General features: G+C 65.3%; 11 protein-coding genes. 5 read left to right on the forward strand and 6 right to left on the reverse strand.

The genetic code is table 11. The features are described 5' to 3' along the window. Window positions 1-224: 224 nt before the first annotated feature. Window positions 225-1,382: an SDR family oxidoreductase gene (cprA, locus tag PRtIB026_RS14225; protein ID WP_203646980.1), complete on the reverse strand. Its 1,158-nt coding sequence runs from the start codon at window positions 1,380-1,382 to the stop codon at window positions 225-227. Window positions 1,383-1,758: 376 nt separating this feature from the next. Beyond that, complete coding sequence (locus PRtIB026_RS14230; RefSeq protein ID WP_203646978.1) at window positions 1,759-2,589, reverse strand: alpha/beta fold hydrolase; 831 nt, start codon at window positions 2,587-2,589, stop codon at window positions 1,759-1,761. Window positions 2,590-2,705: 116 nt separating this feature from the next. Between PRtIB026_RS14230 and PRtIB026_RS14235 the strand changes: the two genes are divergently transcribed. Then, complete coding sequence (locus PRtIB026_RS14235) at window positions 2,706-3,146, forward strand: MerR family transcriptional regulator (protein WP_203646976.1); 441 nt, start codon at window positions 2,706-2,708, stop codon at window positions 3,144-3,146. A 118-nt stretch (window positions 3,147-3,264) separates the two neighbouring features. On the opposite strand, the gene PRtIB026_RS14240 is transcribed toward PRtIB026_RS14235, so the two are convergent. Further along, window positions 3,265-4,218 (reverse strand): acetoacetate decarboxylase (ADC), encoded by a 954-nt coding sequence (locus PRtIB026_RS14240; RefSeq protein WP_203652663.1) that lies wholly within the window; start codon window positions 4,216-4,218, stop codon window positions 3,265-3,267. A gap of 204 nt (window positions 4,219-4,422) precedes the next feature. Here PRtIB026_RS14240 and PRtIB026_RS14245 point away from each other — a divergent pair, with 204 nt between their 5' ends. The 3 genes from PRtIB026_RS14245 to katB all read left to right on the forward strand — a co-directional run bounded on the left by PRtIB026_RS14245 (window position 4,423) and on the right by katB (window position 7,828). Further along, the gene (locus PRtIB026_RS14245; protein WP_267812245.1) at window positions 4,423-5,649 is read left to right on the forward strand and encodes an NADH:flavin oxidoreductase/NADH oxidase family protein; all 1,227 of its coding nucleotides are present in this window, start codon (window positions 4,423-4,425) and stop codon (window positions 5,647-5,649) included. Between the two features lie 56 nt (window positions 5,650-5,705). Further along, the gene (gene arfB / locus PRtIB026_RS14250; protein WP_203646975.1) at window positions 5,706-6,119 is read left to right on the forward strand and encodes an alternative ribosome rescue aminoacyl-tRNA hydrolase ArfB; all 414 of its coding nucleotides are present in this window, start codon (window positions 5,706-5,708) and stop codon (window positions 6,117-6,119) included. 167 nt (window positions 6,120-6,286) lie between these two features. Beyond that, the gene (gene katB, locus PRtIB026_RS14255; protein WP_203646974.1) at window positions 6,287-7,828 is read left to right on the forward strand and encodes a catalase; all 1,542 of its coding nucleotides are present in this window, start codon (window positions 6,287-6,289) and stop codon (window positions 7,826-7,828) included. A 141-nt stretch (window positions 7,829-7,969) separates the two neighbouring features. Here the strand turns inward: katB and PRtIB026_RS14260 are convergent, their stop codons facing one another. Continuing rightward, window positions 7,970-9,193 carry an MFS transporter gene (locus tag PRtIB026_RS14260; protein WP_267812247.1) on the reverse strand — a complete coding sequence of 408 codons (1,224 nt, stop codon included), beginning with the start codon at window positions 9,191-9,193 and terminating at the stop codon, window positions 7,970-7,972. Window positions 9,194-9,336: 143 nt separating this feature from the next. Between PRtIB026_RS14260 and PRtIB026_RS14265 the strand changes: the two genes are divergently transcribed. Continuing rightward, a complete protein-coding gene (locus PRtIB026_RS14265; protein ID WP_203646971.1) occupies window positions 9,337-10,269 on the forward strand; it encodes a LysR family transcriptional regulator in 933 nt (310 codons plus the stop codon). 33 nt (window positions 10,270-10,302) lie between these two features. Here PRtIB026_RS14265 and PRtIB026_RS14270 read toward each other — a convergent pair whose 3' ends face one another. Together PRtIB026_RS14270 and PRtIB026_RS14275 are read right to left on the reverse strand one after the other, a co-directional pair. Beyond that, on the reverse strand, window positions 10,303-11,208 hold the full coding sequence (locus PRtIB026_RS14270; RefSeq protein ID WP_203646970.1) for a MurR/RpiR family transcriptional regulator: 906 nt from the start codon (window positions 11,206-11,208) through the stop codon (window positions 10,303-10,305). 78 nt (window positions 11,209-11,286) lie between these two features. Continuing rightward, window positions 11,287-12,051 (reverse strand): ABC transporter ATP-binding protein, encoded by a 765-nt coding sequence (locus tag PRtIB026_RS14275; RefSeq protein WP_203646969.1) that lies wholly within the window; start codon window positions 12,049-12,051, stop codon window positions 11,287-11,289. Window positions 12,052-12,054 lie beyond the last annotated feature (3 nt).

The following is a 12,054-nucleotide window of genomic DNA, read 5'->3' on the forward strand; positions in this document are numbered from 1 at the left end:
GTACGGCGACAGCATGACCTCCACAGGAGGTGTGGTGATCATGCGCCTCATGAACATGTTAAGTAAATCACCGCCAGCGGCTGCACTCCCTGTAGGAGTGGCCTTGTGCCGCGAAAGGGCTGCGCAGCGGCCCCAGGATCTCAGCGTAGAGGCAGAATTCGCTGGGGCCGCTGCGCGGCCCTTTCGCGGCACGAGGCCGCTCCTACAGGGATGGCGAATGGCTTTTACTTGAAATCCCACTGCATCTGCGTGGCGATGCTCACACCGCTGGACGACCTGACGCACACGTCCAGATAGTCGGTGAAGCGTGGCGGCACGGCGATGCCTTCTTCCAGCAGCCGGCTGTTGTCGAACAGGTAGTTGAGGTCGGCGAAGCCGCTGTACAGGCGCAGTGCGCGCAGCACCAGGCGCGGGTTGGCCGGGCCGATGCGGGCTTCGAAGCGGCTGGCCAGCGACTTCAGGTCGTCGACATCGACCTTGCGATAGCGCTCGCCCACTGGTTGCGCGCCATTGGCCAGGGCGAAGGCTTCGTCGATCTCGGCGAAGGTGCAGGCCGAGTGATGGCCGGCGGAGATGTGGTACAGGTCGTGACTCAGGCGCGGCTTGAGGGTCAGGCCGATCAGCGCCTCGGCGCAATAGTCCACCGGGATCACATCGATCTGTTCGTCCAGGCCGCAGGTGAAGCTTTCCAGGGCGAAGCCCATGCGGAACACCCAGAAGATGCTGCCCGACGCCTGGCAACCCAGGCTGCGGTGGCCGACCACGATGGACGGCCGCGCCACCACCAGGGGCAGGGCGGGCAGCTCCTCACGCAGACGTCGTTCAACCTCAGCCTTCGAGGCGGTGTAGTCCACCAGCTGTTGGGCGGCCTCGGGGAATTCCCAGGACTCGCTGATTGGCGACTCGCGCTGCGGGCCGCAGCACATGGCGGTGCCCACGTGCAGGAAGCGCTTCAGGCGCGCGGAGCGGCTCAGCACCTGGGCAAAGGCGAAGGTGCCCTCGACGTTCACCGGCCAGATATTGGGGTTCTTCGAGAACGACGCCACGGCGGCGCAGTTGATTACCCTGTCGACCTGCATCAGCCGCGGGGTCTCGCGGGCCAGCCAGGCGGTGTCGAGGAAGTCGCCGCAGATGATCTGCGCCTCGCTCAGCGCCAGGCCCTGGCGCTCATCGACGCCATGCTGGCTCAGGTTGTCGCGCAGGCGTTGCAGGCCCTGGGCCGGGTTGTCGGCGCGGACCAGGAAGCACAGGGCGCCGGCATGGCTTTCGGCGATCATCCGGGCGGCGACGGCGCCTCCGAGAAAACCTGTGGCGCCGGTCAGCAGGATACGTTCCTGGGTTGAAGGGACAGCGTCGAGCGCGACGGTGGCAGGGGTGTTCATAGGTTTCCTCGGTCAATGACGGGCCCGGCTTACACCCCGTGACGGGGTGTAGAAGTCGTGTGAAAGTTGGGCCGAACAGCAGTTTCAGGCGCACAGCCATACGCACTCTTGAGTCAAGAGAAGGCAGCCGTACCTGGTTGGTTTGAAACCACCATGCCCAGGTAACGCGGGACGTTACCAGGGGCAGGGGTATTTAATTGTCTGGCCCATGGCCTGTTAATTCAATTAACAGTTGTGGCCGATATGGAGGTTTTTGGTGAAAGTATTTTAATGGGTGTTGAACAGCTGTAAGTGCACGTAGCCAATATGTAAAAAGTTTTAAAGTTGTTACTCGATCAAGTACTCGTCGGGGGCGCGGCGGCCCCCGACGGGTATCTCAACTGCGCAAGAATGCCAGCAGGTCCTTGTTGATCACGTCGGCGTGGGTGGTCGGCATGCCGTGGGGGTAGCCCTTGTAGGTCTTCAGGATGCCCTTGGGCAGCAGCTTGGCCGACAGCGGCCCCGAGTTCTCGTAGGGCACGATCTGGTCGTCGTCGCCATGCATCACCAGCACCGGGACGGTCACTTTCTTCAGCGACTCGGTGAAGTCGGTCTGGGAGAACGCGACGATTCCGTCGTAGTGTGCCTGGGCGCCGCCCATCATGCCCTGGCGCCACCAGTTGAGGATCACCCCCTGGTCCGCCTTGGCCCCGGGGCGGTTGTAACCGTAGAACGGCCCCGCCGGGATATCGTGGTAGAACTGCGCCCGGTTGGCTTTCAGCTGGGCCTGCAGATCATCGAACACCGACTTGGGCAGCCCGCCGGGGTTGCCGTCGGTCTTGACCATCAGCGGCGGAACCGCGGCGATGATCGCGGCCTTGGGCACCTTGTCTTCGGGATGGCGGGCCATGTAGTGGATCACCTCGCCACCGCCGGTGGAGTGGCCGACATGGACCGCACCCTCGACGCCCAGGTGCTTGACCACGGCGGCCACATCGTCGGCGTAGTGGTCCATGTCGTGGCCATCCCAGACCTGGCTCGAACGACCGTGGCCACGGCGGTCATGGGCGACCACGCGATAGCCTTCGGCGACGAAGAACAGCAGCTGGGCATCCCAGTCGTCGGCGCTCAGTGGCCAGCCGTGGTGGAAGAAGATCACCTGGGCGTTACGGGGTCCCCAGTCCTTGTAGAAGATTTCGACACCGTCTTTGCTTGTGACGTATCCCATTTCGCTTCTCCTGTCTCTAGGGTGTGGAGCGGGCAGGCCGGTGATGGTTCACTGGCCACCGGACAACACTAGGATTAAAGTGCGCTTGAAGGTCAATGCAATTTCAAAGGTGCCGGATGAGAATAGGAGAGTTGGCCAAACTTACCGGGCTGGCCGCGTCGCGTATCCGCTTCTACGAAGCCAGCGGGCTGATCAGCTCGGTCGAACGCAAGGCCAATGGCTATCGCGACTACGATGCCGACGCGGTATGGGTGCTGGAAATGATCACCAACGCCCAGGCTGCCGGGTTCTCGCTGGAGGAGATCCGCCAGTTGCTGCCTGCCAAGAGCAAGGGCTGGCAGCATGACGAACTGCTCGGCGGGCTCAGGCGCAAGGTCGAGGAGATCGAGCGACTGCAGGAGCGCCTGGCGCGCAATAAGGCGCAGTTGCTGCTGGTGATCGAGGGGATCGAGAGCAAGCCTGAAGGCATGCCCTGCGTGGACAACTCGCAGCGGGTGCTGGAGCGGTTGCGCGAGGAGCTTGCCCAGGACAAGGCCCGGCAAGCTACTGACTTGTAGGAGCGGGCTTGCCCCGCGAACACCGGCCTCGGCCGGTGCCATGCCACTGCATAGTCATGGCCGGCCTCATCGCGGGGCAAGCCCGCTCCTACAGGAATCGAGCACCGTCAGTTCCGTCTCAGTCGCTCGAGCCCAGCGCCGCCAGCGGCCTGGGTGCATACAGCGCGCTCTGGAACTCAGGCACATACTCGTACTTGACCATCCGTCCCAGCTGCAGATCGCGGATATAGCGCGACAGCTCGCCATCCCCAAGCACCAGCTGCGCCGAATCCCCGCTCATGCTCGAGGCATGCAGGGTCTGGCGCGAGGTGGCGTAGCCGTAGGCCAGCCGGCCCTGGTGGTCGAGGTTGGTGAAACTGTTGGTCACCAGGCCTGGTTCAGCGGACAGCCCCTCGAGCTTCTTCGCCCTGAAGATCACATCCACCTTGCCGCTCTGCGCGTCGCCGATGTCGTAGGTCACGGCCCGCGCATCCTCGCGGCGGTCGATCGCGGTCAGCCACTTGGGCAGGTTGTAGCCCACCACGCCGCGCACCCGCGCCAGCTCGGTATTGACCGGCAGCTTGAGTACATAACCCCAGAAATCCTTGGCCATCGACTGGCCGACCAGGGAGAAAGGCCCGAGATTAGCCTTGCCGGGCTTGCTGGTAATGATCGACAGGGCGATCTCGTTGTAGCTGTCGTTGTCGCAGTAGTCGTAGGTGTAGGCGGTAAACGCCACCAGCCCGCGCCCCGGCCACACCTGCAACGGTTGCACTTGTTCCAGCACTTCGGCGGGCATCAGGGCGCGCAGGCGGTCGAGGTCGGCGGTATAGACGGCGGTGACGCGGCTGTTCCTGTAGTAGAAGTTCGGCGAGTAGGAGGTAAAGCCCATGTCGACCCGGGTCTTCTCCAGGCCCTTGAACCAGCTCAGGTCGATGCCCGGCGCCTCGGCCTGGATCACGGCCAGCGGCGGGTTGGAACGGTAACGGTCGTACAGCCCGCCCTTGAGCACTGGCACCGAGAGCCCTGCGATGTCGATCTGCGTGGTTTCGGCGTGTTCAGGGAGGCCATTGGCGGCGTGGGTGACGGGCATCAGCAGGGCGCCGGCCAAGGCGGTTGCGCTTGCGAGTTTCACGGTGCGGTATCTCCAGGGGGGTAAGGGCTGTCGCTGCGCAATCACCCTAACGTTCAACCCAACTTGAGAGTCAATGATCAAATTTTCGCCAACCCAGGGCTTGACCTTAAAGTTGACTTCAAGGCTAACGTCTGCGGCACACCACTTTTCGAGGTATTGCCGATGGACGTGTTCTCCCCCCTTACCCTGCCCAATGGCGCGGTCGTCCCCAACCGCATCGCCAAGGCCGCCATGGAGGAAAACATGGCCGATGCCGACCATGCACCTTCGGACCGGCTGATGCGCCTGTACCAGGCCTGGGCGCAGGGCGGCGCCGGTCTGCTCATCAGCGGCAACGTCATGGTCGACCGGCGCGCCATGACCGGCCCCGGCGGCGTGGTGCTGGAAGATGACCGGCACCTGGAGCGTTTTCGCCAGTGGGCCGCCATCGGCCGCTCGAAGGGGGCGCAGTTCTGGTTGCAGATCAACCACCCCGGCCGGCAGATGCCGGCGAGCCTCGGGCAGCAGACCTGGGCACCCTCGGCCGTGGCGCTGGACCTGGGCAACATGTCCAGGCATTTCGCCACCCCGCGGGCGATGCCTGCCGAGGTGATCGACGAGGTGATCCGGCGCTTCGCCAGCTCCGCGCGGCTTGCCGAACAGGCCGGCTTCAGCGGCGTGCAGATCCATGCGGCCCATGGCTACCTGCTCAGCCAGTTCCTTTCGCCGCTGAGCAACCAGCGCACCGACCAGTGGGGCGGCTCCCTGGACAACCGCGCGCGGCTGCTGCTGGAGATCGTCAAGGCGGTACGCGCGGTGGTGTCGCCCGGCTTCGCCGTGGCGGTCAAGCTCAACTCGGCGGACTTCCAGCGTGGCGGCTTCAGCGCCGACGATGCCCGGCAGGTGGTGTGCCTGCTCAATGAGCTGGCGGTCGACCTGGTGGAACTGTCCGGTGGCAGCTACGAGGCGCCGGCGATGCAGGGCCAGGCCCGGGATGGCCGCACGCTTGCGCGTGAAGCGTACTTCCTGGAGTTCGCCCGGGACATCCGCACGGTGGCGAAGATGCCGGTGATGGTCACCGGCGGCATCCGCCGTCGACCGGTCGCCGAGCAGGTGGTGCAGAGCGGCGTCGAGATGGTCGGCATCGGCACCGCCCTGGCCATCGCGCCGGCCTTGCCCCGCGCCTGGCAGGCGGGGGAGACGGTGGTGCCGGAACTGCGCCCGATCACCTGGAAGAACAAGGCGCTGGCTTCGCTGGGCAACATGGCCATGGTCAAGTTCCAGCTGCGCAGGCTGAGCGAGGCCAAGGCGCCCGAGCCCGGTGTATCTCCATTGTGGGCTTTGCTGCGCCAGCAATGGACCGACGCCGTGCGCGCCAGGCAGTACCGGCGGCGCATGGCGCAGGCCTGACACCCCGGGACGCCAAGGAGATGCGATAATGGCCGCGCTATCACAAGAGGCGCACCATGCTGACTATCTCCAACAATGTGCATCTGCCGGATGCCGAGATCGAACTGACCTACATCCGCGCCCAGGGCGCCGGCGGGCAGAACGTCAACAAGGTCTCCAGCGCCGTGCACCTGCGCTTCGACATCCCGGCCTCGTCGCTGCCCGCGTTCTACAAGGAGCGGTTGCTGGCGCTGCGCGACAGCCGCATTACCGCTGACGGCGTGCTGATCATCAAGGCCCAGCAGTACCGCACCCAGGAACAGAACCGCCTGGACGCGCTGGAGCGTCTGGCCGAGCTGATCATCGGCGCCGGCAAGGTCGAGAAGAAGCGCAGGCCGACCAAGCCGACCCTCGGTTCAAAGACCCGCCGCCTCGATTCGAAGTCCAGGCGTGGGACGATCAAGGCAGGGCGCGGCAAGGTGGACTTCTAGGACTCAATGCCAGGGCAGCGATGCTTGCCTATAGCATTCATGAATAAAAAACAGGATTGAAATTACCAATTGCACTGATGAGCAGGATCAATTTAGTGATCGGTCACGGGCTCCTTACCCTTTTCGAGGCGCATCAAGACGCCTGAAAGAACCCTTAGGAGTACCCCATGATCCCTTTGCTCAAGCTGTTCCAACCCGGTCGCCTGCTGGTGGCGGGCAGCCTCGCCGCCAGTCTGCTGTCGCTATCCGTGCAGGCCGCCACCCTGACCCGTGACAACGGCGCGCCGGTCGGCGACAACCAGAACTCGCAGACAGCCGGCCCCAACGGCTCGGTGCTGTTGCAGGACGTGCAACTGCTGCAGAAGCTGCAGCGATTCGACCGCGAACGCATCCCCGAGCGCGTGGTGCACGCCCGCGGCACCGGCGCCCATGGCCAGTTCACCGCCAGTGCCGACATCAGCGACCTGAGCATGGCCAAGGTGTTCCGCCCCGGCGAGAAGACCCCGGTATTCGTGCGCTTTTCCTCGGTGGTGCACGGCAACCACTCGCCGGAAACCCTGCGTGATCCGCGCGGTTTCGCCACCAAGTTCTACACTGCTGATGGCAACTGGGACCTGGTCGGCAACAACTTCCCGACCTTCTTCATCCGCGACGCGATCAAGTTCCCGGACATGGTCCACGCCTTCAAGCCGGACCCGCGCAGCAACCTCGATGACGATTCGCGCCGCTTCGATTTCTTCTCCCATGTACCGGAAGCCACCCGCACCCTGACCCTGCTGTACTCCAACGAAGGCACGCCGGCCAGCTACCGCGAGATGGACGGCAACAGCGTGCACGCCTACAAGCTGGTCAACGCCAAGGGCCAGGTGCACTACGTGAAGTTCCACTGGAAGAGTCTGCAAGGGCAGAAGAACCTCGACCCGAAACAGGTCGCCCAGGTCCAGGGCCGCGACTATAGCCACATGACCCACGACCTGGTCAGCGCGATCAACCAGGGCAAGCTGCCGAAATGGGACCTGTACATCCAGGTGCTCAAGCCCGAGGAGCTGGCCAAGTTCGACTTCGACCCGCTGGACGCGACCAAGATCTGGCCCGACGTGCCGGAGCGCAAGATCGGCCAGATGGTGCTCGAGCGCAACGTCGACAACTTCTTCCAGGAGACCGAGCAGGTGGCCATGGCGCCGTCGAACCTGGTACCAGGAATCGAGCCGTCCGAGGATCGCCTGCTCCAGGGGCGCCTGTTCGCCTACGCCGATACCCAGATGTACCGGGTCGGCGCCAATGGCCTGAGCCTGCCGGTGAACCGCCCGCGGGCCGAGGTCAACACCGTCAACCAGGATGGCGCGATGAACGCCGGGCACACCGACAGCGGCGTGAACTACCAGCCGAGCCGCCGCCAGCCGCGTGACGAGCAGGCCGACGCGCGTTATGTGCAGGCCCCGCTGAGCGGCAGCACCCAGCAGGCGAAGATCCAGCGCGAGCAGAACTTCAAGCAGGCGGGCGAGCTGTTCCGTTCCTACGGCAAGAAGGACCAGACCGACCTGATCAACAGCCTCGGCCAGGCCCTGGCGACGGCGGACGAGCAGAGCCGCTACATCATGCTGTCGTTCTTCTACAAGGCGGATGCGGACTACGGCACCGGCCTGGCCAAGGTGGCCAAGGCCGACCTCGAGCGGGTCCGGGAGTTGGCGGCGAAGCTCAAGGACTGAGCGGCGCGGATCTGCAGGAGCGGGTTTATCCGCGAGCACCCGCGAAGCCGGGCGCGTCATGGATAAATCCGTTTCTCCTCCGCTATCGGCGCCTGAGGTTGCAATGCCTCCCGATCTGTCCAGCGAGTGGTAGTAGAGGGGTCAACCCGGGTGGTTGCGTGAGCAACTGGCCCGGGGATCATCGACCACGTGACGATAGGCGCAAAGCGCGGCCAGCATCGCCACCAGCGAGGCCAGCACGCCGATCAGAAATACCACAGGTATCCCCTGCTGGCGGGCGAGCAGGCCGGCCAGCGGTGCCGTCAGGCCGATGGAAATATCGAAGCAGGCGTCATAGAAGCCGATGGCCAACCCCAGGCTGTGCAATGGCACCGCGCGCAGCGCCACCAGCGCCAGCAAGGGATAGATCATCGACACGCCGAAGCCGCTCAGTGCCGCCCCCAGCATCGCCTGGGCGGGGCTTGCCGCCAGCCACAGCAGCAACTGGCCGATGGCCTCGATGGCCAGCATCGACAAGGCCATGCCCGGCCCCGCGGTGTTGTCCACCCGAGCGCCGAACAACAGGCGGGCGCAGACGTAACCGGCGCCGAACGCCGCGAGGGCATAGCCGGCGCCGTTCCACTGATGGTGCGCGTAGGTCAGGGTGATGAACGACGACACCGACACATAGCCCACGGTCGCCAGCGCAAACACCAGGCCAGGGTGCCAGATTCGGGCCAGCAGCGCCGCCAGGGGCATCGACGCGCCCGACGCGTGGACGAGGCGGGCCGCCGGCGTGCGCAGTGCAACGAGCAGGCCGAACAGCGGAATGATCGCCGTCACCGCCGACACCCAGGCAAAGCTTGCGACTTCACCCAGCTGCGCTGCCACCGCCGCGCCGCAGGCGATGCCGGCGAACATGGCGATGCCGATCCAGGACAGCGCCTTGCCGGCCTGCTCTGCGCCGAACAGGGCGATCGGCCAGGTACTGCCACCGGTAAACAGCAGGCTCTGGGCAAAGCCCATGGCGATTCGCCCGGCGATGACGGCCGCCAGGCTGGCCGCAGGGGTGTCCTGCAGTTGCGCGGCCAGCAGGTAGCAGAGGCCGGAGACCGCGCTGCCCAGCAGACCCAGAACCACCGCCCGTTTCGGGCCGCGACGATCCGCGGCTGTCCCGGCGAAATGACGGGTGAGCAGGGTGGCCAGCGACTCGACGCCCATGACGCACCCCACCATGAGCATGCCGTAGCCCAACTGCCCATGGACCCACAGCGGCACGCTGGCCAGCGGCATGCCCATGGTCATCAGGCCGAGGAACACCGCGGTGGCCACCGGTAGCAAGCGGCCGGTTTCCGTGTGCTGTGCAGGTTGCGTTTCAATGGTCATGGTCCAGGTCCCTGGGCAGGTGAAAGGGGCAGGCAGGCGCTTGGGGCCACCTTGCTTTTGCCGTAGCCTATTGGAGAACCCAGGATTGATCTGGGCGATAAATTCCGCAGGTAGCGGAATTTTCGTCATCAATGGAGTGGCTGATGTACGCATCCGAACGGTTGAAGGGAATCGACGTCTTCGTCGCGGTGGCCGAGATGGGCAGCTTCAGCGCTGCCGCCGAGCGCCTGAGTCTCAGTGGCTCGGCGGTAAGCAAGGGGGTGGCGCGGCTGGAAGCGCGCCTGGGGGCACGATTGTTCAACCGCACTACCCGCAGGCTGTCGCTGACCGAGGCGGGCGCGCTGTTCTACAAGACCTGCACCAGCGTGCTGGCCGATCTGGAAGAGGCCGAGCAGGCCATCTTCGCCGAAAGCGACACCCCCCACGGCAAGGTACGCATCGATCTGCCGGCCGCCTTTGGCCGACTGCATGTGCTGCCGCTGATCGTGGCGTTCACCCAGGCGCATCCGCGGTTGCAACCGCATGTGTCGTTTTCCGACCGCTACATCGACCCGGTGCAGGAGGGCGTGGACATCCTGGTGCGCATCGGCGGCGCGCAAGCCTGGCCTGCGGCCCTGGGGCACCGGTATTTCGGTGCCCAGCGCCTGGCGTTCTGCGCCTCGCCCGACTACCTGGCGCGACACGGCACGCCACAGGACGAGCAGGCCCTGGAGCACCACCTGTGCATCGGCTATGGCGAGGCCACAGGTCTGGTCACGCCGTGGTACCTGGGCGGTGGGTTGCCGGGCGAGATCAGGCAGAGGATCGTCCAGCCACACCTGGCCATCGGCGATGGCGAAGGCATGCTCGACGCGGTCCTGGCGGGTCTGGGCATCGGCCAGCTGCCGACCTGGCTGACCCGAACGCATATCGAGGGTGGCACGCTGGTCGAGGTGTTGCCGCAGCTCACCTCGCAGGGATTGCCGATGAATCTGGTCTGGCTGAAAAGGCGGGAGGGGTTGCCCAAGGTACGGGCGTTGCTCGATTACCTGTTGCCCCGATTGAGTGCCGAAGGCTGCTCAGGGAGAGCGGAGTAAATTCACGGGGATCTACCCAGCTGTCTGGCGCACCTACTTTCTGCTGAACTTGTCACCTGGCACATGCAGATACGACATCACGCTTTCGGTGAGTTCGGTGGCCAGTTTCACCGCCTCCTTGTTGCGCGCCATGACCCCGGCCACCAGGCCCTCGATCAACGCCAGCACGGCGATGTTGGAGCTGGTCAGCACCGGATGATCGGCGGTGGCATACAGCACGTGACGGGCCAGCGGCGCCAGCGGCGAGGCCGGGGAGTCGGTGATGGCCAGCACGGTGGCCTTGCGCTCATGGGCGAAGCGCGACAGCTGCAGGGTGTCCTGGGAGTAACGTGGCAGGGCGATGGCCAGCAGCACGTCCTGTTCGGTGATCGCGGCCAGGCGGTAGGCGGCGTTCTCGTTGCCGCCTTCCATGCTGATGGCGCAGGTGTCCTTGCAGAACGGCACCAGGGTCGAGGCGGCGAGGCCCGCCAGGTAGACACTATTGCCGAACCCCAGCACATAGACCTTGCGCGCCTCGAGCAGGCAGCCGACGAACGCCTCGAAGGCGTCGGCCTGGTTGTTGCTGGCGGTGGTCGCCAGGTTGCTGCTGGCGCTCTGGATCTGCTCATGCAGGCCGAACTCGCCACCCGGGCGCTGGGCCAGTTCGTTGCGCAGCTTGTCCACCGGCGAAACCATCTGTTGCAGGGTCGCCACCAGCTCGGCTTTCATGCCGCTGTAGCCGCCCAGGTCCAGGGCCTTGGCCAGGCGGTTGACCGCGGCCGGCGAAGTGGCGGTGGCCTGGGCCATCTCCTCGATGGTCAGGGTCGCGGCCTTCAGCGGGTGGCGCAGGATGTAATCGGCGACCTTGCGCAGGGACGGCGGCAGTTCGCCCAGGCTCTGCGACAGCTTGCGCATGACCGCAGAGGCGTAGACGGTGGTGTTCCTGGTATGGCTCGACATCCGGCGCGACGCTCCCTGAAAGTTGCCGGTAGTGTATCCCAAGGCGCCCGGCGGCGGAGCCGTTGAGCGCCCTGGCGCTTACTTCAGGCTGCCGGCGAGGAACTGGCGCAGGCGTTCGGACTGCGGCCGGGCCAGCACTTCGCGTGGGTCGCCGCGCTCCTCGGCCTGGCCCTGGTGGAGGAACAGCAGCTGGTTGGACACCTCGCGGGCGAAGCCCATCTCGTGGGTGACCACGACCATGGTGCGGCCCTCCTGGGCCAGGTCCTGCATGACCTTGAGCACCTCGCCGACCAGCTCCGGGTCGAGCGCCGAGGTCGGCTCGTCGAACAGCATCACCTCGGGCTCCATGGCCAGGGCCCGGGCAATGGCCACCCGTTGCTGTTCGCCACCGGACATGTGCGCGGGGTAGGCGTCGCGGCGATGGCCGACGCCGACCTTGGCCAGGTAGTGCTCGGCCTTGTCCCGGGCCTCCTTGCGGTTGATGCCGAGCACGTGCACCGGGGCTTCCATGACGTTGTCCAGGGCGCTCATGTGCGACCACAGGTTGAAGTGCTGGAAGACCATGCTCAACCGCGCGCGCAGGCGCTGCAGCTGGCGCGGGTCTGCCGCGCGCAGCCCGCCGCGGGCGCACTCGCGCAGCTTGAGCTGTTCACCGTTGACCAGGATCTGCCCGGCATTGGGTTGCTCGAGCAGGTTGATGCAGCGCAGGAAAGTGCTCTTGCCCGAGCCGCTGGAGCCGATGATGCTGATCACATCACCGGCGTCGGCCTGCAGCGAAACGCCCTTGAGCACCTGGTGGTTGCCGTAGCTTTTGTGCAGGTCGTGGATTTGCAGTTTGTTCATCAG

This window comes from Pseudomonas sp. RtIB026 (assembly GCF_016861355.2).
GTDB lineage: Bacteria > Pseudomonadota > Gammaproteobacteria > Pseudomonadales > Pseudomonadaceae > Aquipseudomonas > Aquipseudomonas peradeniyensis.

Bases quoted from the DNA above. Each gene is read 5' to 3' on its own strand.
- PRtIB026_RS14275 (WP_203646969.1), bottom strand. From the start codon at position 12,051: ATGAACAAACTGCAAATCCACGACCTGCACAAAAGCTACGGCAACCAC.
- PRtIB026_RS14270 (WP_203646970.1), bottom strand. From the start codon at position 11,208: ATGTCGAGCCATACCAGGAACACCACCGTCTACGCCTCTGCGGTCATG.
- PRtIB026_RS14260 (WP_267812247.1), bottom strand. From the start codon at position 9,193: ATGACCATTGAAACGCAACCTGCACAGCACACGGAAACCGGCCGCTTG.
- cprA (WP_203646980.1), bottom strand. From the start codon at position 1,382: ATGAACACCCCTGCCACCGTCGCGCTCGACGCTGTCCCTTCAACCCAG.
- PRtIB026_RS14245 (WP_267812245.1), top strand. From the start codon at position 4,423: ATGGACGTGTTCTCCCCCCTTACCCTGCCCAATGGCGCGGTCGTCCCC.
- PRtIB026_RS14265 (WP_203646971.1), top strand. From the start codon at position 9,337: ATGTACGCATCCGAACGGTTGAAGGGAATCGACGTCTTCGTCGCGGTG.
- PRtIB026_RS14240 (WP_203652663.1), bottom strand. From the start codon at position 4,218: ATGCCCGTCACCCACGCCGCCAATGGCCTCCCTGAACACGCCGAAACC.
- PRtIB026_RS14235 (WP_203646976.1), top strand. From the start codon at position 2,706: ATGAGAATAGGAGAGTTGGCCAAACTTACCGGGCTGGCCGCGTCGCGT.
- arfB (WP_203646975.1), top strand. From the start codon at position 5,706: ATGCTGACTATCTCCAACAATGTGCATCTGCCGGATGCCGAGATCGAA.
- PRtIB026_RS14230 (WP_203646978.1), bottom strand. From the start codon at position 2,589: ATGGGATACGTCACAAGCAAAGACGGTGTCGAAATCTTCTACAAGGAC.
- katB (WP_203646974.1), top strand. From the start codon at position 6,287: ATGATCCCTTTGCTCAAGCTGTTCCAACCCGGTCGCCTGCTGGTGGCG.